The sequence below is a fragment of the Alcanivorax sp. MD8A genome (genome assembly GCF_002888555.1).
Taxonomy (GTDB): domain Bacteria; phylum Pseudomonadota; class Gammaproteobacteria; order Pseudomonadales; family Alcanivoracaceae; genus Alcanivorax.
On sequence record NZ_AQOQ01000010.1, the window covers coordinates 64289 to 84119 of the forward strand.

20 protein-coding genes are annotated in these 19831 nt (G+C 59.7%); 12 read left to right on the top strand and 8 right to left on the bottom strand.

The features are described from left to right. Positions 1-13: 13 nt before the first annotated feature. Genes apaG through A15D_RS07250 form a run of 5 tightly spaced genes read right to left on the bottom strand, consistent with a single transcriptional unit; the run spans position 14 to position 5868 of the window. On the bottom strand, positions 14-415 hold the full coding sequence (gene apaG / locus A15D_RS07230; RefSeq protein ID WP_022984598.1) for a Co2+/Mg2+ efflux protein ApaG: 402 nt from the start codon (positions 413-415) through the stop codon (positions 14-16). 43 nt (positions 416-458) lie between these two features. After that, positions 459-1244 (bottom strand): 16S rRNA (adenine(1518)-N(6)/adenine(1519)-N(6))-dimethyltransferase RsmA, encoded by a 786-nt coding sequence (gene rsmA / locus A15D_RS07235; protein ID WP_022984599.1) that lies wholly within the window; start codon positions 1242-1244, stop codon positions 459-461. 1 nt (position 1245) lies between these two features. After that, positions 1246-2274, bottom strand: coding sequence for a 4-hydroxythreonine-4-phosphate dehydrogenase PdxA (gene pdxA / locus A15D_RS07240; protein WP_022984600.1), 1029 nt, complete (start codon positions 2272-2274; stop codon positions 1246-1248). Further along, on the bottom strand, positions 2271-3596 hold the full coding sequence (locus A15D_RS07245; protein WP_102791377.1) for a peptidylprolyl isomerase: 1326 nt from the start codon (positions 3594-3596) through the stop codon (positions 2271-2273). Before A15D_RS07245 ends, pdxA begins: the two co-directional genes overlap by 4 nt. Beyond that, positions 3589-5868, bottom strand: a complete 2280-nt coding sequence (locus tag A15D_RS07250) for an LPS-assembly protein LptD (protein WP_102791378.1) — start codon at positions 5866-5868, stop codon at positions 3589-3591. The genes A15D_RS07245 and A15D_RS07250 overlap by 8 nt, the downstream gene beginning before the upstream one ends. A gap of 88 nt (positions 5869-5956) precedes the next feature. Here A15D_RS07250 and A15D_RS07255 point away from each other — a divergent pair, with 88 nt between their 5' ends. The 6 genes from A15D_RS07255 to A15D_RS07280 all read left to right on the top strand — a co-directional run bounded on the left by A15D_RS07255 (position 5957) and on the right by A15D_RS07280 (position 9813). Continuing rightward, the gene (locus A15D_RS07255) at positions 5957-6961 is read left to right on the top strand and encodes an aminoglycoside phosphotransferase family protein (protein WP_102791379.1); all 1005 of its coding nucleotides are present in this window, start codon (positions 5957-5959) and stop codon (positions 6959-6961) included. Then, positions 6958-7623, top strand: a complete 666-nt coding sequence (murU, locus tag A15D_RS07260; protein ID WP_102791380.1) for an N-acetylmuramate alpha-1-phosphate uridylyltransferase MurU — start codon at positions 6958-6960, stop codon at positions 7621-7623. Before A15D_RS07255 ends, murU begins: the two co-directional genes overlap by 4 nt. Positions 7624-7693: 70 nt before the next feature. Beyond that, complete coding sequence (gene rpe, locus A15D_RS07265) at positions 7694-8368, top strand: ribulose-phosphate 3-epimerase (protein ID WP_022984605.1); 675 nt, start codon at positions 7694-7696, stop codon at positions 8366-8368. A gap of 115 nt (positions 8369-8483) precedes the next feature. Beyond that, positions 8484-9002: an NlpC/P60 family protein gene (locus A15D_RS07270; protein WP_102791381.1), complete on the top strand. Its 519-nt coding sequence runs from the start codon at positions 8484-8486 to the stop codon at positions 9000-9002. Positions 9003-9196: 194 nt separating this feature from the next. After that, positions 9197-9484: a type II toxin-antitoxin system RelE/ParE family toxin gene (locus tag A15D_RS07275; protein ID WP_102791382.1), complete on the top strand. Its 288-nt coding sequence runs from the start codon at positions 9197-9199 to the stop codon at positions 9482-9484. An 11-nt stretch (positions 9485-9495) separates the two neighbouring features. After that, the gene (locus tag A15D_RS07280) at positions 9496-9813 is read left to right on the top strand and encodes a HigA family addiction module antitoxin (protein WP_022984608.1); all 318 of its coding nucleotides are present in this window, start codon (positions 9496-9498) and stop codon (positions 9811-9813) included. 481 nt (positions 9814-10294) lie between these two features. On the opposite strand, the gene A15D_RS07285 is transcribed toward A15D_RS07280, so the two are convergent. After that, positions 10295-10921, bottom strand: coding sequence for an N-methyl-D-aspartate receptor NMDAR2C subunit (locus tag A15D_RS07285; RefSeq protein WP_102791383.1), 627 nt, complete (start codon positions 10919-10921; stop codon positions 10295-10297). Between the two features lie 349 nt (positions 10922-11270). Continuing rightward, positions 11271-11732, bottom strand: coding sequence for a helix-turn-helix domain-containing protein (locus tag A15D_RS07290; RefSeq protein ID WP_022984611.1), 462 nt, complete (start codon positions 11730-11732; stop codon positions 11271-11273). Between the two features lie 142 nt (positions 11733-11874). Here A15D_RS07290 and A15D_RS07295 point away from each other — a divergent pair, with 142 nt between their 5' ends. Continuing rightward, positions 11875-12984 carry an NADH:flavin oxidoreductase gene (locus A15D_RS07295; RefSeq protein WP_102791384.1) on the top strand — a complete coding sequence of 370 codons (1110 nt, stop codon included), beginning with the start codon at positions 11875-11877 and terminating at the stop codon, positions 12982-12984. Positions 12985-13507: 523 nt separating this feature from the next. On the opposite strand, the gene A15D_RS07300 is transcribed toward A15D_RS07295, so the two are convergent. Continuing rightward, positions 13508-14815 carry an MFS transporter gene (locus tag A15D_RS07300; protein WP_102791410.1) on the bottom strand — a complete coding sequence of 436 codons (1308 nt, stop codon included), beginning with the start codon at positions 14813-14815 and terminating at the stop codon, positions 13508-13510. A 148-nt stretch (positions 14816-14963) separates the two neighbouring features. Between A15D_RS07300 and cyoA the strand changes: the two genes are divergently transcribed. The 5 genes from cyoA to A15D_RS07325 all read left to right on the top strand — a co-directional run bounded on the left by cyoA (position 14964) and on the right by A15D_RS07325 (position 19820). Continuing rightward, positions 14964-15977 carry a ubiquinol oxidase subunit II gene (gene cyoA, locus A15D_RS07305; RefSeq protein WP_102791385.1) on the top strand — a complete coding sequence of 338 codons (1014 nt, stop codon included), beginning with the start codon at positions 14964-14966 and terminating at the stop codon, positions 15975-15977. 38 nt (positions 15978-16015) lie between these two features. After that, on the top strand, positions 16016-18016 hold the full coding sequence (cyoB, locus tag A15D_RS07310) for a cytochrome o ubiquinol oxidase subunit I (protein WP_022984615.1): 2001 nt from the start codon (positions 16016-16018) through the stop codon (positions 18014-18016). Then, positions 18009-18650: a cytochrome o ubiquinol oxidase subunit III gene (cyoC, locus tag A15D_RS07315; protein WP_102791386.1), complete on the top strand. Its 642-nt coding sequence runs from the start codon at positions 18009-18011 to the stop codon at positions 18648-18650. The genes cyoB and cyoC overlap by 8 nt, the downstream gene beginning before the upstream one ends. Next, a complete protein-coding gene (gene cyoD / locus A15D_RS07320; protein ID WP_102791387.1) occupies positions 18647-19003 on the top strand; it encodes a cytochrome o ubiquinol oxidase subunit IV in 357 nt (118 codons plus the stop codon). The genes cyoC and cyoD overlap by 4 nt, the downstream gene beginning before the upstream one ends. 103 nt (positions 19004-19106) lie before the next feature. Then, on the top strand, positions 19107-19820 hold the full coding sequence (locus tag A15D_RS07325; protein ID WP_233192140.1) for an SURF1 family protein: 714 nt from the start codon (positions 19107-19109) through the stop codon (positions 19818-19820). The last annotated feature ends 11 nt before the right edge of the window (positions 19821-19831 follow it).

A 19831-nucleotide genomic window follows, 5' to 3' on the forward strand; every position in this document is an offset into this window, starting at 1 on the left:
CGTGCTGGCGTTATCAATGCAGTGCATGCGGTACAGCAAGGGTGAAGGCCGGGATGTCTGCATCAAAATGAATGCCATCTTCGCCAATCATCTGGTAACTGCCACGCATACTGCCGACTTCGGTTTCCAGTACTGCGCCGCTGGTGTAGCGGAAGCTCTGGCCGGGTGCCAAGTGCGGTTGTTCGCCGATCACGCCTTCGCCGTGGACTTCCTGAACACGCTCTTCCCCATCGGTAATCACCCAATGACGGGTCAGCAGTCGGGCACTGACGGTGCCTTCATTGAGGATGGTGATGTGGTAGGCAAACACCCAGCGCTGGCTGGCCGCGTCGCTCTGGTCGGCAAGGTATTCGGTTTCCACGGTAACCCTGATCTGGTGGCGTGGGTCACTGGGGGGCCGGTGGCTGGCGGTCATGGGTGCTCTGTCTCCCGATGCTGGCGGTGATGGTGCGAAGAAATCAGCTCTGTGGCGGGCTGAGATTGGCCAGTGCCACATAGTCGGCCACGGACAGTTGATCCGGGCGCAGGCCAGCATCAATGCCTGCGGCCTCGAACTGCTCCAGGCTAACCAGGGATTTTAAACTATTGCGGATCGCCTTGCGTCGTTGTGTGAAGGCCTGAGCCACCAGGCGGCGCAAATGGTCTTCATCGTCGGCAGGGTGCGGCAGTGTCGGGTAGGGCAGCAGCCGTACCACGGCGGAATCCACCTTGGGGGGTGGGCTGAAGGCGCCCGGTGGGACAAAGAACAGGTAATCGGCCTGGCAGTAGTACTGCACCATGATCGACAGGCGCCCCCAGTCCCGGGTGCCCGGGCTGGCTGTGAGCCGGTCCACCACCTCCTTCTGCAGCATGAAGGTCATGTCGCTGATGGCATCGGACTGGCTGAGCAGGTGGAAGATCAAGGGGGTGGAGATGTTGTAGGGCAGATTGCCCACGACTCGCAGGGGCTTGTCCGCCGGCTTGAGGGTACGGAAATCGAACTTCAGGGCATCGCTCTCATGAATGCTCAGGCGGTCAGGGGTGTTTTCCTGGCGCAGCAGAGTAATCAGGTCGCGGTCCAGTTCCACCACGTGCAGGTGTGGCAAATCTTCCAGCAAGGGGTAAGTGAGGGCGCCACGCCCGGGGCCGATCTCCACCACGGTATCGTCCTGCTTCAGGTCCAGGGTGCGGACCATGCGGTCGACCAGATTGCGGTCGTGCAGGAAGTGCTGGCCGAAACGCTTGCGGGTGCGGTGTTCTGTCATGTCATGGATCCTGTGGAGTCGCCAGATTCAGCGCCAGGCGGGTGGCAGCGACCAGGCTGCCAACCTTGGCCTGGCCCGTGCCCGCCAGCTCGAAGGCGGTGCCGTGGTCCACGGAGGTGCGGATAAACGGCAGCCCCAAGGTGATGTTGATAGCTTCGCCAAAACCGGCGTACTTGAGTACGGGCAGGCCCTGATCATGGTACATGGCGAGTACGGCATCGTGCTGGTTCAGCAATGCAGGCTGAAAAGCGGTATCAGCGGGCACCGGGCCAGTGAGGGTAAAGCCCTGCTGGCGCAAGTGCTCAAGTGTAGGGATGATCACGTCCAGTTCTTCGCGCCCCAGATGGCCGCCTTCCCCGGCATGGGGGTTGAGGCCCAGCACCAGAATGCGTGGCTGCGCAATGCGGTACTTGTTGACCAGATCATCGCGCAAAATGGTGAGAGTGCGGGTCAGGCTATCGGGGGTGATAGCGGCGGGGACTTCACTGAGCGGAAGATGGGTGCTGGCCAGCGCCACACGCAGGTCGCGGGCTGTCAGCATCATCACCACCCTGTCTACGGCGGCTTGCGCAGCCAGAAACTCGGTATGCCCGGTAAAGGCAGGGTCGGCACCCTCGCAGATCACGTTCTTGGCGACCGGAGCTGTCACCATGGCCGAAAAGGTGCCGTCCAGGCAGCCACGGGCGGCGCGGGTGAGCATATCCAGGGTGCCCTGGCCGGTGGCCGGGTTGGGTTGGCCTGCGGTCACCGGGGCGCCGGCGGGAGTGTGCCACACGCAGACAAAATCCGGGGTCAGCGGGTCACGAATGGCGGGGTCGCCGGGCTGCCAGTCACCCAGGGAGGGTGTCTTGCCAAGCAGGGCGGCCCGTTGGCTCAATACGGCTTTGTCACCAATCAGCACCAAGGGCTGCTCTGGAAACAGGGCGGGCAAGGCCAGAGCCAGATCCGGACCGATACCGGCCGGATCGCCGCAGGTAATGGCAATGGGACGTGCTGGTGTCAGACGTCCGGCGTCCGACGGCTGGCTCACAGGCGAATATCCACGTAGGACTCGCCGCGTTTTTCCTGAATCCAGGTTTCCAGTTCTTCTTCGAAACGGCGCTTCTGAAGCGCCTGGGTGGCCTGCATACGGCGGAATTCGTCGCTCATGTCCGTATCGCGAATGTCGTCGACGCGCAGGAAATGCCAGCCGTACTGGGTCTCAAAAACGGGCGACAGCTCACCCGTCGGGGTATTGAGCATCATGTCTTCGAATTCCGGCACCATTTCACCCCTGTTGACCCAACCCAGTTCGCCGCCATTACGGGCGCTGCCCGGGTCATCAGAATGCTCGGCTGCCACCGGGGCAAATTCACTTTGCCCGCTGGCGATCTGGTCGTGCAGGCGCTGGGCTTGCGCGTGGGCCTGTTCACTGTTGGTCAGGGCGTCGGTCTTGATCAGTACATGGCGCACCTGATACTGGGTCACTACCTTCTCGGCGCCGCCACGGCGGTCGATCATCTTGAGAATGTGAAAGCCGGCGCCAGAGCGAATGGGAGCTGAAATCTCGCCCTTTTGTAGTGAAAGGGCGGCTTCGGAGAACAGGCTTGGCCACTGGGCCGCCGGTCGCCAGCCCAGATCACCGCCTTCCAGGGCCTTGGGGCCATCTGAGACGGATACCGCCACTTGCTGGAAATCTTCACCGCCGGCAAGGCGGTTCTCAACGTCCTGGGCCTTGGACTGGGCAGCCTGGACGTCTTCCGGTGATGCGGCACCGGGCACCCGGATCAGGATATGGCCGAGGTGAAAGTCTTCCTCGAACATCTGCTTGCCCATTTCTGAGCCCAGAAAGCGGTCTACTTCGCGGTCCGTGACCCGAATACGGGAGGCCACGCTGCGCTGCTGCAGACGAGAGATAATCATGTCCTCACGGATCTGTTCGCGGAACTGGTTCCAGTCGTAGCCGTCTTGACGCATGGCAGCGGCGAAGTCTTCCAGGGTCATGCCATTTTGGCGGGCGATGCCGGACATGGCCTGGTTGAGGCTGGCATCGTCTACCTTGATGCCGGCCCGTTCGGCAAGCTGCAGCTGCACCCGTTCGATGATCATGCGGTCCAGCACCTGTTCGCGCATGATGGCCGGGGGCGGTAGCTCCTGACCTTTGTCCTGGAACTGCAGGGCGATCACGTTGATGCGTTCATCCAGCTCGCTGGCCATGATGGCACCGTCGTTCACCACTGCCACAATGCGGTCCAGCATCTGGACTTTGGCATGGCCCAGCATTGGCAGGGACAGGGCCACCACCAGCATCAGCCAGTGCAGGGCGCGGGTAGGGTGCGTGCTGCGTGCTGCGTGCAGCGATTCGTTATTCATACTCTCTCCTGTATCCCGGAATACTGCGTTCCAGCAAGGAATCTACCTGGCCGCCAAACCCGCCCAGACCGATCATTTGAATCTGAAACCAGACGGTGCTGTCGGCTTCCAGGTCGCCGTCACCGTCGTCATCGGTGAGCTCTCGCTGGCTGAGCAGGCGCAGTTTCCAGCAGCAATTGCGATATTCTGCCCCGGCCATGGTTTCCAGAGTGCGTTCATTGTCCAGGTCGTACATCCAGCGGCCGACAAGGCGCCAGTTGCGGTGCACAGGCAAAATGGCGCTGATCTCGGATTCCTGAATGTCGTCGGCGGGGCGGTCGTGGAAGCCCACGTTGAAAATACGCCGTTCGCGGTCGTTGTAGCCGATCTGGAAGTTGGAGCGTTCCCGCTGATTTTCTTCCAGATCCCATTGTGCCTCTGTGTAGAGGTACCAATCATGGGCAAAGTTCCACCGCAGGTCCCCAACCAGTGGGGTCTGGTCGTCGGTGGGGTCTTCCAGGGAGTCGTCGGTGAAGACCTTGCGATCATCAAAATAGAAGCCCTGAGCGACCCGCAGGCGCAACTGCTCCCGGCCACTGGCGTCGTGCAGGAAGCGGCTGGTCAGGCCCACGGCCAGTTTTTCTTCGTCGCCGATGCGGTCATAACCAATAAAGCGGTTTTCCCGGAACAGGGCATTGTAAGAGAAGGTCACCTCGCGGGTGTCGAAGTTGGGCAAACTGTCCTGTTCTTCATAGGCCACCTTGTTGATGAAAAGGCGAGGCTCCAGGGTTTGCGTGAAGGCGCTGCCGAACCAGTTTGTCGGCCGTTCGAATACCAGCCCGGAGTCCAGACTGGCGCCCCAGGTCGTCATGTCCGGGTTGTCTTCGGCGGTCGCGTCCACGCTGTCGAGCTTGTACTGGGTGTGATACAAGCGTGCCCGGGGCTCGACGAACCACCAGCTTTCCTGCATGCGCATGCTCAGGGCCGGTGCGACATGGCCGCGCAGGCCAGTGGCCTTGCCGCTGTCATCAGAGCTGCTGCGTTCGAAGGCGGTCATGTCGGATAGCCACAGCCCTTTCAGTGGGCCAATCAGGGTCGGGTCGCCGGTGATCTGCAGTTGTGGCAGCCGTCGATAGGGCAGGTCGTCATCGGCGAGGGTCGGGTCGATGGTCTGCCAGGATTGCATGCGGCCCAGCACCTGCCAGGTACGGCCGTAGTAGCGGGCTTCCGCCAGGCGGGGCAGATGGGTCTGGGAGCTGATCTCAAGGCCGGTATCCAGATCCTTGAAGTAGAAATCATCAGAGACGTAGTTGAAGTCAGTCTTCAGATTCCAGCGCCCGACGTTGCCGTTGTGGTTCCAGCGGGCCACCTGGCGGTCTTCGTCGTCAAATTTGCGGTCGTTGAACAAGATGCCGTAACTGACTTCGCCTTCCCCATAGGGGCTCAGGTAGCGGAATTCGGAATCGGCACCACTGCCCCGGCCATCGATATACCGCGGGGCGATGGTGGCATCTATCTGAGGGTGGATATTGAGATAGATCGGCTGGGAAATATCCAGGCCGTTATCGTCCCCGATGGCAATCGTGGGAAACAGCAAGCCGGTCTTGCGGCGGTCATCGATGGGGAAGGTGATCCAGGGCAGCCAGAAAACCGGTGTGCTTTTCACTTTCAGCACCACATCGTTGGCTTCCCCCCAGCCTTTTTCCCGGTCCAGGAAGATCCGTTTGCCATGTAACGACCAGCCATTGGAGCCCGGCTGACAGGTGGTGTAGCTGCCGTTGGTAATGGTGGTGGTGGTATCTGTGAGGTAGATGTAATCCGCGCTGCCCCGCGAGGACAGATCAAACAGGGAATAGCGGACTCCCTGCAGGCTGCCTTCCCGACGACTGGTCTGGCCACTCATGCTGTCGGCAATAAAGGTGGCCCGGTCGCTTTCCAGGCGCATGCCGCTTTCCAGCTCGTATTTACCGGTAGACTGGTCGAGCTGGGCAAGATCGGTGGTGATGCGGCGTCCGGGTTGTTCGATCAGAACATCGCCGTCCAGCGAAATCAGGCCGTCCTGGGTCAGCGTAGAGTGATCCGCAGTGACCACAGTGTCACTGCCTTCCACCGGGATGCCCACGGCAGGGTTATAGTAGATGCCGCCACACCAGTCCGGTATGGCGCGCTGCTGCACCGCAGGGAACGTGGCCATCTCTTCGCGGTCCACCCAGTTCAGGTCGTTATCCGCGTTGCTGGCCCCGGCGATGAATAGCAGGGCGGGTATCAGAATTCGTTGTGTGGGCAGTGGCATCGGCTGCTCAGAACAGGTAAAAAGGCCGTTTTGCACAGACGCGGCTGTGCGTCTGTAAAAGCGGCAGTGTAATGGAACAAGGAAGGCAATGCAGCCTGATAAAAGTAAATCTGACGTAACCCCTGACCCGCGCAAGGCGGATCTGGACCAGTGGGTAAGCGCTTACCTTGGTGCGCAGGTGGTGGGCGAGACCGCCTCTGCCGATGCCAGTTTTCGCCGCTATTTCCGTTATCAGCACGATGGCCGAAGCCTGGTGGCCATGGATGCGCCACCCAGTCACGAGGACTGTCGGCCCTTTATTGATGTGGCCGGGCGGCTGGACGCCGCCGGGGTGCATGTGCCGAAAATCGTCCATCAGGATCTGGCCCAGGGCTTTTTGCTGCTCACCGATATGGGCACCGAGACCTGGCTGCATGCCCTCAACGAGGCCAATGCGGACAGCTGGTACAGCGCGGCCATCGATACCCTGATTACCCAGCAGCAACATGCCGAAGTGGCCGGGCTGCCGGTCTACGATGAGGCTCTGTTGCAGCGCGAGCTTGAGCTGTTCCCCCAGTGGTATCTGTTCCGCCACCGCGAGATGGTGGTCACCGGCGAGCTGCGTCAACGGCTGGACCGGGTATTTGACCGGCTCATCGATTCCGCCCTGGCTCAGCCCCGGGTGTTTGTGCACCGCGACTACATGCCCCGTAACTTGATGGTCTCCGAGCCCAATCCGGGTGTGATTGATTTCCAGGATGCTGTGGCCGGGCCGATTACCTACGACGTGATCAGCCTGTTCAAGGATGCTTTCCTGAGCTGGCCAGAAGCGCGGGTGTTGAACTGGCTGCGCGAGTATTTCGACAAGGCCACGGCGGCCGGCCTGCCGGTGCCGAAGGATTTCGACACCTTCCTGCGCGATTGCGATCTGATGGGCGCCCAGCGTCATATCAAGGTGATCGGCATCTTCGCGCGGATCTGCCACCGTGACGGCAAGCCCAAATATCTGGGCGATGTGCCGCGCTTCTTTGCCTATCTGCGCACGGTCATCGCCCGTCGCCCGGAATTGGCCGACCTGCAGTGGGTGCTGGACCAGCTTGAGGATAATCCGTGAAGGCCATGATACTGGCAGCGGGCTATGGCAAGCGCATGCGCCCGCTCACCGATCACACCCCCAAGCCTTTGCTGCAGGCGGGGGGCAAGGCCCTGATCGAATACCACATCGAGGCCCTGCGGGATGCCGGCTTCGCGTCGCTGGTGATCAACAGTGGCTGGCTGGGCGACACCCTGGCCGAGGCGCTTGGGGACGGTAGCCGCTATGGCATTCCCATCGCCTGGTCTCACGAAGGCACCCCGCTGGAAACCGCCGGAGGCATCAAACGTGCCCTGCCGCTGCTGGGCGACGCCCCGTTTGCCCTGATCAATGGCGATATCTGGACCGATTACGACGTGTCCCGGTTGCTCATCCAGCGCGATGACCCTGTGCACCTGGTGCTGGTAGACAACCCACCGCACCACCCGCAAGGGGATTTTCATCTGACAGACACCGCCCGGTTGCGCGATAATACTGACCCGAGACTGACCTATGCCGGGATCGGCCGGTTTGACCCGGCCCTGTTCGCGGCGCTGCCGGAGGGCGAAGCCAAACTGGCCCCCGTGCTACGCCAGGCCATGGCCCGTGACGCGGCCAGCGGTGAGCATCATCGCGGCCAATGGTGGGACATCGGCACCCCGGAACGTCTCGACGAACTGGATCGATTGCTGACCCAACGCTGAGAACAACGTGTGTGGAACCACCACTCCCACAGTGACGGTACTGCGCCAACTGCACTATTGAGGATTTATCATGCCCAAGCAGGATTACCTGATTGCCCCCTCCATTCTGGCTGCCAACTTCGCTCGCCTGGGCGAAGAATGCGATAACGTACTGGCCGCCGGGGCAGACGTGATCCACTTCGACGTGATGGACAACCACTACGTGCCCAACCTCACCATTGGCCCCATGGTGTGCAAGGCCCTGCGCGATCATGGCATTACCGCCCCCATCGACGTGCACCTGATGGTCAGCCCGGTGGATGACCTGATCGGCATGTTCGCCGAAGCCGGCGCCAGCTACATCACCTTCCACCCGGAAGCCAGTCAGCACGTGGACCGCTCCCTGCAGCTGATCAAGAGCCACGGCTGCAAAGCCGGTCTGGTACTCAACCCGGCCACCCGTCCGGACTGCCTGGAATACGTGATGGACAAGCTGGACATGATCCTGCTGATGAGCGTCAACCCCGGCTTCGGCGGCCAGAAATTCATCCCCAACACCCTGGATAAAGTCCGCAAGGTGCGCGAACTCATTGATGCCAGCGGCCATGACATTCGCCTGGAAGTGGACGGCGGCGTCTCCGAAAAGAACATCCGCGAAGTGGCCGCCGCCGGCGCCGACACCTTCGTGGCCGGCTCCGCCATCTTTGGCAAAGACGACTACGCCACCGTCATCCAGCAAATGCGAGAAGAGCTCGCCCAGGCCTAACAACAAAGCCCTGTCGGAGCGCCGCATGAGGCGCTCCTGCCTCAATGGTTAGTCTCTTGGAACCTTCCTGCTCTTTGGCTGCCTCACCCCCTAAGTCAGCCATCGCTTTCGCGCCATGCACCGCCATTTCAGTTTCTCCTTTTCGTTTCCCGCCGTCCTGCTGTTCGCCAGCCTGGCGTCCTGTTCCCTTGTCCCTCCGGAACGCCAAGCCCGGCCCCCTGAGATCGTTGATGCCCCACAGGATCTCCCGTCCCGGCAGACCCTCATCCTCGATAGCCTGCTCGCCCAAAAAGAAGACTGGCAAGGCGTTCCTTACCGCTACGGTGGCCTTAGCTCCAAAGGCGTTGACTGCTCCGGCTTCGTCTACCTCACCTTCCTCTCGCAACTGAACATGAAAGTCCCTCGCACCACCTCGGCACTCATGGAGGAAGGCGAACCTGTCGCCCGCAACGAACTGGAAATCGGCGACCTGGTGTTTTTCCGCACCGGCCCGGGCAACCGCCATGTGGGTATCTATATGGGGGACGATGAATTTATGCATGCCTCGGTAAGCAACGGCGTGATGCAGTCCTCGCTGAAAAACCCGTATTGGCGCGAGCGCTATTGGATGGCGAGACGGTTGGTGGAGCGGTAGCCCGCGCTCCGGTTTTCTTACGCTGGCAGTGTGTTTTGTAGAGGATGGCTTACATAAACAGGTAAGGGGTTGAGCTAAGGTTATCTCCCGAAATGGGGATTAGGCTGAAGTTCACTGATGGGCACAGGTACCGCGCTCATGATGTCGTGTCGGGGGCTGAATTGTAACGTATATCGATACAGGGTACAGTGTGAATGATAGAGTCGTTCAAGGAACGGACGCTGGAAGGTTACTTCTTTAATGGCGGTGCTTGTCCGGCGCCCAAGAGCATTGAGGGGGCGCTCAAACGCAAACTTGAAATCCTTCATATCGCCAACGGCGAGCAGGATTTAAGGGTGCCTCCAGGAAACAGATTTGAGCACCTGAATGGAAAGTTGAAGGATTGGTGCTCGATTCGGGTCAACAAGCAATACCGCTTGGTGTTCAAGTGGGATAAGGGTAAAGCGTTCGAAGTGTATCTTGATCCCCATCAGTACAGGTGAAAGGTGACATCATGGTTGAAGCATTGAGGCTGCCAGCGCATCAGCCCACCAGCGTGGGAGCCATGCTCAAGGAAGAATTCCTTGAGCCCCTGAAGATTACTCAGGGGGAACTGGCCAAGGCGATGGGCGTTAGTCGCAAGACTGTCAACGAGCTATGCGGAAACCACCGCGGCGTGACGGCGGAAACCGCGTTTCTGTTGGCCAAAGTCTTGGGCACAACCCCGGAGTTCTGGCTCAACCTCCAGTACATGAATGACATGTGGTTGGCCATGCACAAGGAATCCTTGGCCAAGAAAGTGGCTGCGGCCAAGTCGTTGGTTGCAGCTTGATTGGTGGCTGATCTTTTATCCAGCTGCAACATGAAAGACCTGACCTCTGTGTTCGAAGGATAGGTTCCGTTTTAGATTGAAAGCTTTATGCATCAGCTAGTGTTGTATTTTCTGGGTATCGTTTTCGCTTGGGGTCTTATGGAGCTGCTGCTAAGACGTGGTTTCATGAAATCAATGAATGCGGCCTTGATGCTGTCTTTGTCGGCCATGATGGGTATTGTCCGTATTGTGGATTGGGAGATGAATTCTCCTGTCGTCAATGCAAGAACGGGCAAGCAGATCACCGCTGAAGACTTTTTTTTCATTAGTGGGGGGTGGTTTTATTTTGCTTTATTGCTTCGGTATTGCTTGAGATCAGGAAAAGGTCAAAGTCATAGGTGCGGGTTGGGGAGAAAGTCTTGCATCGTGTGTGGAAATGCAAAATCAACACGGGATGCCGGTTTTCTGAAATCGCGCCGTAAGCGTGTATTCAGGGACAGCGTTAGCCCCGCAGCTTCACAAGCGTACGGCTGAGGTTGTTTCTTGCCGGCAACTCCAGTTTCTCCCTCAGCGCCAGGGTGTGATAAATCACCTGCGAATCCAGAAAACCCTGCAACACCGCACGACGCCCTTCCCCAAACGCCTCCTCCGACACAAAGGCATACTCTTGCCGAATCCAGACTTCATAGCAGTCATACAGTTCTGCATCCGAGCCCAGAATACCTAGATCAATATCTTGCAGTAGCGCCATGTCCGTATCGGTGGGTGGGTGCGGGTGGATGGTAGCGAGGATGAGGGTGTGGACGCGATTTTTCTGATCCTTTGTGAGGGTGCTGCTCGCGAAATGCCCAGCGAACCAGTCGGCGCTGCGGGCTTCGTTGTCGCTGGCGCGGAGATCGTAGACTACGTCGTGAGCCCAGAGGGCCAATTCCATGGTCAACGGATCGTCGGCCAAGTGGCGGTAGTGGTCCAGCCACTTCAGGCAGGCGGCCACGTGATCCAGGGTGTGGTAGTAGCGATGGGGTTCGCTGTAGAGGGCGGCCAGTTGTTGCCAGGTGGCATCTGGCTCGGGCAGTAGAGGGGCGACGTTGGTATCCCAACGCTCTTTCAGTACGGATGCGGTGGTCATCCAGTTTCTCAAATCGTCTGGCGAGGAGATCTACTGTATCAGGAGAGTGAGGTTGGCGGGTTATTTAGCCAGCCCAGATGGGTATCGCACAGCACCCCTTTGGGCTCGTTCGGCGAGGACAAGCACGGTTATCGGTGCGATGACGGGGCAGGTAAGTTGTGGGGCATCCAGGTGAGTGCCACCTTCACCTCCGAATTCATCATGCAAGCATGATTTATTCGCTTCGCTCACCCCTTCGGGGCCGCACTGCGTGCGTTACTCCGCATCGCTCCGTTCCCACAAAACCGTTAACTACTGTGTTCGGTGGTGATCGCGCCGCGAGCGACGCTCCTACGGGGGCCTTGGGGAGTTAGCCCGCCTCCTCAAACGGCTTGCCGTTTTCATCCACAAACCGCACATCCCGAACCGTCAGCGGCTGCCCCTGCTGATTCTGGACGGTGACCGGGGCCAGTGGCTCGCCAGTCTGACGATCCACCAGCTTCATGCTGTCCTGTGCCCCATTCCAGCGTTCGCTCCACTGGCGCAAGGCGGTGACCACGGTGAACAGGTCACGGCCCTTGTCGGTGAGCCGGTATTCGTAGCGCTTGCCGTGTTCGCCCACATCCACGCGCACCATCACGCCGTTCTCGACCAGGCGGGAGAGGCGGTTGCAGAGGATGTTCTTGGCGATTCCCAGGCTGTTCTGGAAGTCCACATAGCGGCGGGTGCCCAGCATGGCCTGTTTCACGATCAGCAGGGACCACCAGTCGCCGACCTCGTTAAGGGCAGAGGCAACACAGCATCCCATTTCGTCAAAGCGTTTACGTGTCATGGCGCTAGTGTACGCCACAATGGTTGCAAAACGAAACCAAATAAGGTTTCATCGTGAAACCAAATTATGTGGCCGGGCGCTTCCCGGCGAACAGAAGCGCTGATTCAGTTGTTTTTTTAAGACGAAATTCGGGAGAGTACCTATGAGCGGTTCACTGGATAGCCTGTTGCGTCCTTTTGAGCACAAATCACTGAAGCTGCGGAACCGGGTGGCCATGGCCCCTATGACACGCACCTTCTCCCCGGGCTATGTGCCCAATGAGGAAGTGGTGGGTTACTACCGCCGCCGCGCCGAAGGTGAGGTGGGGTTGATCATTACCGAGGGTACCTTTGTGGGCCACAAGGCCGCCAATGGCTACGAGCGGGTGCCGGCGATTTATGGCGATGAGGCCATGGCGGGCTGGAAGAAGGTGGTGGATGCGGTCCATGAGGCCGGTGGCCAGATCATTCCGCAGCTGTGGCATGTGGGTGCGGTGCGCAAGGCCGGTATCGGCCCCGACAAGGATGTGCCCGGTTATTCCCCGTCCGGGCTGTTCAAGCCAGGCAAGGAAAATGGTCATGCCATGACCCAAGAGGATATCCAGGACGTGATCCGGGCTTTTGCGGATTCCGCCAAGGCCGCCAAAGCCGTGGGTTTTGATGGCGTGGAGATCCATGGGGCCCACGGTTACCTGCTGGACCAGTTTTTCTGGGAAGGTACCAACCAACGTGACGACGAGTACGGCGGTTCCATCGAGAACCGGGCGCGCATCGGCGTGGAGATCGTCAAGGCGGTCCGTGAAGCGGTGGGCGAGGATTTTGCCATCGTGCTGCGCTTCTCGCAGTGGAAGCAGCAGGATTACGAGGCCAAGCTGGCCCAGACCCCGGAAGAGCTGGAGCGCTTCCTGATGCCGTTCGTGGAGGCGGGTGTGGATATCTTCCATGCGTCTACCCGACGTTTCTGGCTGCCGGAGTTTGAGGGCTCTGACCTGAATCTGGCAGGCTGGACCAAGAACATTACCGGCAAGCCGGTGATTTCGGTTGGTAGCGTGGGCCTGGACGGCGACTTCCTCAACAGCCCGGAAGGTATGGGTGGCACCGCCAACCCGGCGGCGCTGGATGAGCTGACCCGACGCATGGACAACGACGAGTTTGACCTGATTGCGGTGGGCCGTGCCCTGCTGCAAGACCCCAACTGGCTGGTGAAGATGCGTGATGGTAAGGAAGACGAGATTGAGCCGTTTACCAAGAAGGCGTTGGGGAGTTTGAGCTGACAGCTACGAGCTATGAGCTATGAGTAAAAGCACGCGGGGCTGGTTTTCTGGCTCTGCGATGACAGAGGCCGCGTCCATAGGTTGGGTGCGGCCTTTTTCGTTGGTGTAGATGGTTTTGTGGGGGCGGCGGTTCCACCGCGAAAAACGCCGTGTCACGGCTATCGCGGTCGAACGACCGCTCCCACAACAGCGTCGAAGTCGAAGCTTTGCCGTAGGAGCGTCGCTCGCGGCGCGATCAATACAGTTTCGAGTGGCGAGTAGCGAGTTTCGAAAAGCAAAGGCCTGCTTCGCACGGAAAAGGTTTTCACAACTCGAAACTCGTGCCTCGCTTCCAGGGTTCGGTGATCGCGCCGCCACTGAGCGCAGCGAAGGAACGCCCGAAGGGTGAGCGTAGCGAATAACCGACACTCCTACGGATAGGCTTTCAGAAAGAAAGAGGCCGCGCCCAATGTCCGGGCGCGGCCTCTTTGGTTTTCGTTGAACGACGGCGTCAGTCCGCGTTTCAACTTTGAACTTTAAACTTTCAACTCTCTTCGCCCTGATCTTCCAGCGACTGGTTGATGGCCAGGGCCAGCAGGGTGCAGATGACGCCGGAGAGCAGGTAGACCGTCACCGACAGAAGGCCGAATTTGGCGGACAGGCCCAGGGCCACCAGGGGGGCGAAGGCAGCGCCGAACAGCCAGGCGAAGTCGGAGGTCAGGGCGGCGCCGGTGTAGCGGAAGCGCGGGGCGAAGTTCGCGGTCACCGTGCCGGAGGCTTGTCCGTAGGACACCCCGAGCAGGGCAAAGCCCAGCAGGATGAAGGTGTCCTGCATGGCGGGACTGCCGCCCATCAGCAGTGGGGTGAGCAGGCTGAACACGCCGATCACGGCAGCCAGGGCGCCCACGGTGGTGCGCTTGCCGATACGGGCGGCGATCCAGCCGGAGCCAATGGTGGCCAGAATACCCACGAAGCCGCCTAAAATCTGTACAGTGAGGACTTCGGCGGTAGTCTGACTGCCCTGAAAGGCAATCCAGGACAGCGGGAAGATGGTGACCAGATGGAACAGGGCATAGCTGGCCAGGGCGGCAAAGGAGCCGATAAAGATGTTGTAACCCTGGGTGCGTACCATTTCTGTGGTGCGGATGGGTTCCAGTTCGCTTTCTTCCATGGCTTCGGTGTATTCCTCGCCCAGCACCAGCCGCAGGCGGGCAAACAGGGCGACCACATTGATGGCGAAGGCCACGAAGAACGGATAGCGCCAGCCCCAGCCGACGAAATCCGGGGCGCTCAGGCTGTTATACAGGAACAGGAACAGGGCGCTGGCAATCACGAAGCCGATGGGCGCGCCCAGTTGCCCCAGCATGGCGTACCAGCTGCGTTTCTCTTTCGGCGCGTTCAGCGCCAGCAGCGAGGGCAGACCGTCCCAGGAGCCACCGAAGGCTATGCCCTGCATGATGCGGAACAGGGCGAGCAGGGCAATGGCATGGGCACCCAGCTTTTCATAGCCGGGCAGGAACGCCATGCCGCAGGTGGCGGTGCCGAGCAGGAACAGGGCCGCAGTGAGTTTGACGCCGCGACCCCAATGGCGCTGAATCCACATGAACAGGGCGGTGCCGAAGGGGCGCGCCACAAAGGCCAGCGAGAACAGGACGAAGGAATACAGCAGGCCCTGAAGCTGACCGGTAAACGGGAAGAAGACCTGAGGGAATATCAGGACAGAGGCGATCCCGTAGACAAAGAAGTCGAAATATTCGGAGGTGCGGCCGATGACCACGCCCACCGCGATTTCATTGGGAGCCACCGGAGCGTGGCTCTGGCCCTGCATCGGGGCCTGGAGGGTGTTTGACATGTTGTGCGCTCTGGCTGTGTTGTTATCGTCGTGCATTGACGTCCGTCAACTTAGGACTTTAAGCCTATGGGACAAAATGTCCAATACCGACTACTCACCCAGGTGGCTAGAGTGCCCCCATCCCATAAGCCAACCAGAAAATTCGCCAATGCAATTAGTGAAATATTTGCGTGGAGCGTCGTTGACGTTGCTAGCGACCCTTCTGCTTTCCGGTTGTGACACCGTTGTGATGTCGCCTTCCGGTGATGTGGCCCTGCAACAGCGTGACCTGCTCGTCTGGGCCACGGTGCTGATGTTGTTGGTCATTGTGCCTGTGATTGTGCTGACTCTGTGGTTTGCCTGGCGCTACCGCGAGTCCAATACCGAGGCGACCTACAAGCCGGAATGGACCCATTCCACGGTGCTGGAACTGGTGATCTGGTCTGTGCCGCTGATGATCATCATCGCGCTGGGGGCCATGACCTGGGTAAGCACCCACAAACTGGACCCCTACCGCCCGCTGGACCGCATTGATGCGCAGACTCCGGTGCCGGTCGGCCTGGAGCCGCTCACCGTGGAAGTGGTGGCGCTGGACTGGAAGTGGCTGTTTATCTACCCGGAGCAGGGGATCGCCACCGTCAATGAGCTGGCGGCGCCGGTGGATCACCCGATCCGCTTCAAGATCACCGCCTCCACCATGATGAATTCGTTCTTCATTCCGGCCTTGGCCGGTCAGATCTATGCCATGGCGGGCATGGAGACCAAGCTGCACGGGGTGATCAACGAGCCGGGCGTCTATAAGGGCTTTTCTGCCAACTACAGCGGCGCGGGCTATTCGCAGATGAAGTTCGATTTCCACGGGCTCAGCGAGGCAGATTTCGATGCCTGGGTGGCCAAGGCCAAGGCCAGTGGCAACGCGCTGGACCGGGAAACCTACCTGGAACTGGAAGCCCCGAGTATCGACGACCCGGTGACGCTCTACAGTCAGGTGGACCCGACCCTGTATCACGCGATTTTCAACCGCTGTGTGGCACCGGGCCAGACCTGCATGGAAGACATGATGTACCACAGTGGCATGGGCCAGCACGGCGGCCACCACGGTGAGGCAGACACCGGCCATGAGGGCCACGGGAAGCATGAAGGTCACGCTGGGCACGACCAGCATGGAGGCCAACATGACTAATACAGCATTCCTGATCGCTAACGCAGTAGGTGCCGCCCATGTTTGAGAACCTGGACCTGACCAAGCTGATCTTTGGTCGCCTTACCTGGGACGCGATTCCCTTTCATGATCCGATCATCCTCGGCACCTTCGCTGTGGTGGCGGTGGGCGGTATCGCGCTGCTTGCCGCGCTGACCCGCTACAAGCTGTGGGGCTACCTGTGGAACGAGTGGTTCACCACCATCGACCACAAGAAAATCGGCATCATGTACATCATTCTTGGCCTGGTGATGCTGCTGCGCGGCTTTGCCGATGCCATCATGATGCGTCTGCATCAGGCCATGGCCTTTGGGGATTCCACCGGCTACCTGCCGCCGCATCACTACGACCAGATCTTCACTGCCCATGGCGTGATCATGATCTTCTTCGTGGCCATGCCGCTGGTTACCGGGATCATGAACTACCTGATTCCGCTGCAAATTGGCACCCGCGATGTGGCCTTCCCGTTCCTGAACAACTTCAGCTTCTGGATGACCACCGGCGGTGCGGTACTGATGATGGTGTCGTTGTTTATCGGTGAGTTCGCCAAGACTGGCTGGCTGGCCTACCCGCCATTATCGGGGATATTGCAGAGTCCCGGAGTCGGGGTGGATTACTACATCTGGGCGTTGCAGATCGCCGGGGTGGGTACGCTGCTGTCCGGGGTGAACCTGCTGGTGACCATCGTCAAGATGCGGGCGCCGGGCATGAGCCTGATGAAGATGCCGGTGTTCACCTGGACCTCCCTGTGCACCAACGTGCTGATCGTAGCCGCCTTCCCGGTGTTGACGGCGGTACTGGCCATGCTGTCCATGGACCGTTACCTGGATACTGCCTTCTTTACCAACGATCTGGGCGGCAACGCCATGATGTACGTGAACCTGATCTGGATCTGGGGGCACCCGGAGGTGTACATCCTGATCCTGCCGGTGTTCGGTATTTTCTCCGAGATCGTGGCCACCTACAGCCGCAAGCCGCTGTTCGGTTACACCTCCATGGTGTACGCCACCGTGGTGATCACCGTGCTGTCCTACCTGGTGTGGCTGCACCACTTCTTCACCATGGGCTCGGGGGCCAGCGTGAACTCGTTCTTCGGGATCACCACCATGATTATCTCGATCCCCACGGGCGCGAAGATCTTCAACTGGCTGTTCACCATGTTCCGTGGCCGCATCAAGTTCGATGTGCCCATGCTGTGGACCGTGGGCTTCATGGTCACCTTTGTGATTGGGGGTATGACCGGGGTGTTGCTGGCGGTGCCGCCGGTGGACTTCGTGCTGCATAACAGCCTGTTCCTGATCGCGCACTTCCATAACGTGATCATCGGTGGTGTGCTGTTTGGTCTGTTCGCCGGTATTACCTACTGGTTCCCGAAGGCCACCGGTTACAAGCTGGACGAGTTCTGGGGCAAGATGTCCTTCTGGTTCTGGCTGATCGGTTTCTACTTCGCCTTCATGCCGTTGTACGTGCTTGGCCTGATGGGCGTGACCCGTCGTGTCAGCCACTTCGAGGACCAGTCTTTGCAGATCTGGTTCCAGATCGCTGCCCTGGGGGCGTTCCTGATCGCCATTGGTATCGCCGCCTTTATCATCCAGTTGGTAGTGAGCTTCCTGCGTCGCGAGAGCCTGCAGGATGAAACCGGTGATCCGTGGGATGGCCGTACCCTGGAGTGGTCTACCTCGTCGCCGCCGCCGCCGTACAACTTTGCGTTCACCCCGCAGGTGCACGATCTGGATGCCTGGTGGCAGATGAAGCAGCACGGCTTCCAGCGCCCTGAATCCGGCTTTATCCCGATTCACATGCCCAAGGGCACCTGGGCGGGTATCGTGCTCTCCGGTATCAGTGTGGTGGTTGGTTTTGCCCTGATCTGGCACATGTGGCTGCTGGCAGGGGTGTCCTTCGTGGCCCTGATCGGTACCGCGATCTACCACACCTTCGATTACGACCGTGACTACTACATTCCGGCGGAAGAAGTAGAGCGGATTGAAGCAGAACGTACACGGAAACTAGCCAATGTCTGATACCACTATGACGGCTGCTGCAACCGACAGCAGCCAGAACGGCCAGCTGGAGTTTCTGGTGAAGGGGGATCATCACCCCCAGAACGGCACCCTGCTGGGTTTCTGGATCTACCTGATGAGCGACTGTCTGATCTTCGCTTGTCTGTTCGCCACCTACGGTGTGCTCGGCCGCAGTTATGCGGGTGGGCCTACCGGAATGGAACTGTTCGATCTGAGCCTGATCGCCATCAACACCTCGTTGCTGTTGATCTCGTCCATCACCTATGGCTTTGCCATGCTGCAGATGCAGGCCAACAAGGTGAAAGGCACCATGTTCTGGCTGGCCGTGACCGGCCTGTTGGGCGCCGGCTTCCTGGGGCTGGAACTGTATGAGTTCCATCACCTGATTCACGTGGGCGCCGGCCCGCAGACCAGTGGCTTCTGGACCGCGTTCTTCGCGCTGGTCGGCACTCACGGCCTGCACGTATTCTTCGGCATTGTGTGGCTGGTGACCTTGTTGTTCCAGCTGAAGAAGCGCGGCTTGATTCCGGAAAACAAGCGCCGGGTATTCTGCCTGTCCATGTTCTGGCACTTCCTGGATGTGGTCTGGATCGGCGTCTTCACTTACGTTTATCTGATGGGAGTGCTGCCATGAGCGAGCATACACACGATCATGATCATCACGATGCAGACATTCCCCACGTTTCCCTGAAGGAATACCTGACGGGCTTCGTGCTGGCGGTGATTCTCACCGTGATCCCGTTCTGGTTGGTGATGGGCGGCGTGTTCGAGAGCTCTGCCACCACCGTCATGGTGATTCTGGGCTTTGCCCTGGTGCAGATTGTTGTGCACATGGTGTTCTTCCTGCACATGAACTTCCATTCGGAAGGCGGCTGGAACATGCTGGCCCTGATTTTCACGCTCATCCTGGTCTTCATTACCCTCGCCGGTTCCCTGTGGGTGATGCATAACCTGAACGTGAACATGATGCCGGGGATGATGGACTAAACCCGCAGCACGCAACACGCTTGCACGCATACACGCGTAGGGCGGAAATCGGCGTAGCCGATCTCCGCCACCTTCCTCCATCCCACGTTTGAAGGGCATGACCATGGCTCGTCGACGTCTTCTTGTTTTCCTGTTTCTGTTACTGACAGCGTTGGCCTTTGTCGGCTTTATGGCGTTGGGTGTCTGGCAGGTAAAACGGCTGGCCTGGAAGGAAGACCTGATCGCCCGCGTCGATGCCCGGGTGCATGCCGAGGCCGTTGAGGCGCCTGCCCGGAAGGCCTGGGCAGAGGTATCCGAAGAGCAGCATGAATACCTGCATGTGCAGTTGAGCGGGCAGTACCGCGCCCAGGCGGTTGCACTGGTGGCCGCTGCCACGCAGGAAGGGCAGGGCTATTGGGTGATGGCGCCACTGCAGCGCAATGACGGCAGCTGGGTGTATGTGAACCAGGGGTTTGTGCCCCAGGCAGAGCGCGAGGCCGCCAGCAAGGGCGCCTATACCCCGGCGGGGCCGGTCACGGTGAAGGGGCTGTTGCGCCTGAGTCATCCGGGTGGTGGCGTGCTACGCGACAATGTACCGGCGGAAAACCGCTGGTATTCCCGTGATGTGGACGCCATGGCGGCGCAACAGGGGCTGTCCCCGGTGGCGCCGTATTTTGTGGATGCCGAGGCCGCTGGCGCGGGCCTGCCCGTGGGCGGGCTCACAGTGATTCAGTTCCGCAATAATCATCGGGTCTATGCCCTGACCTGGTTTGCGCTGGCGCTGGGGATGGTGCTGGCGGCCTGGTTGGTGCTGCGGGATTCACGCCGAAAGCGCTAAACTGGGGTCAT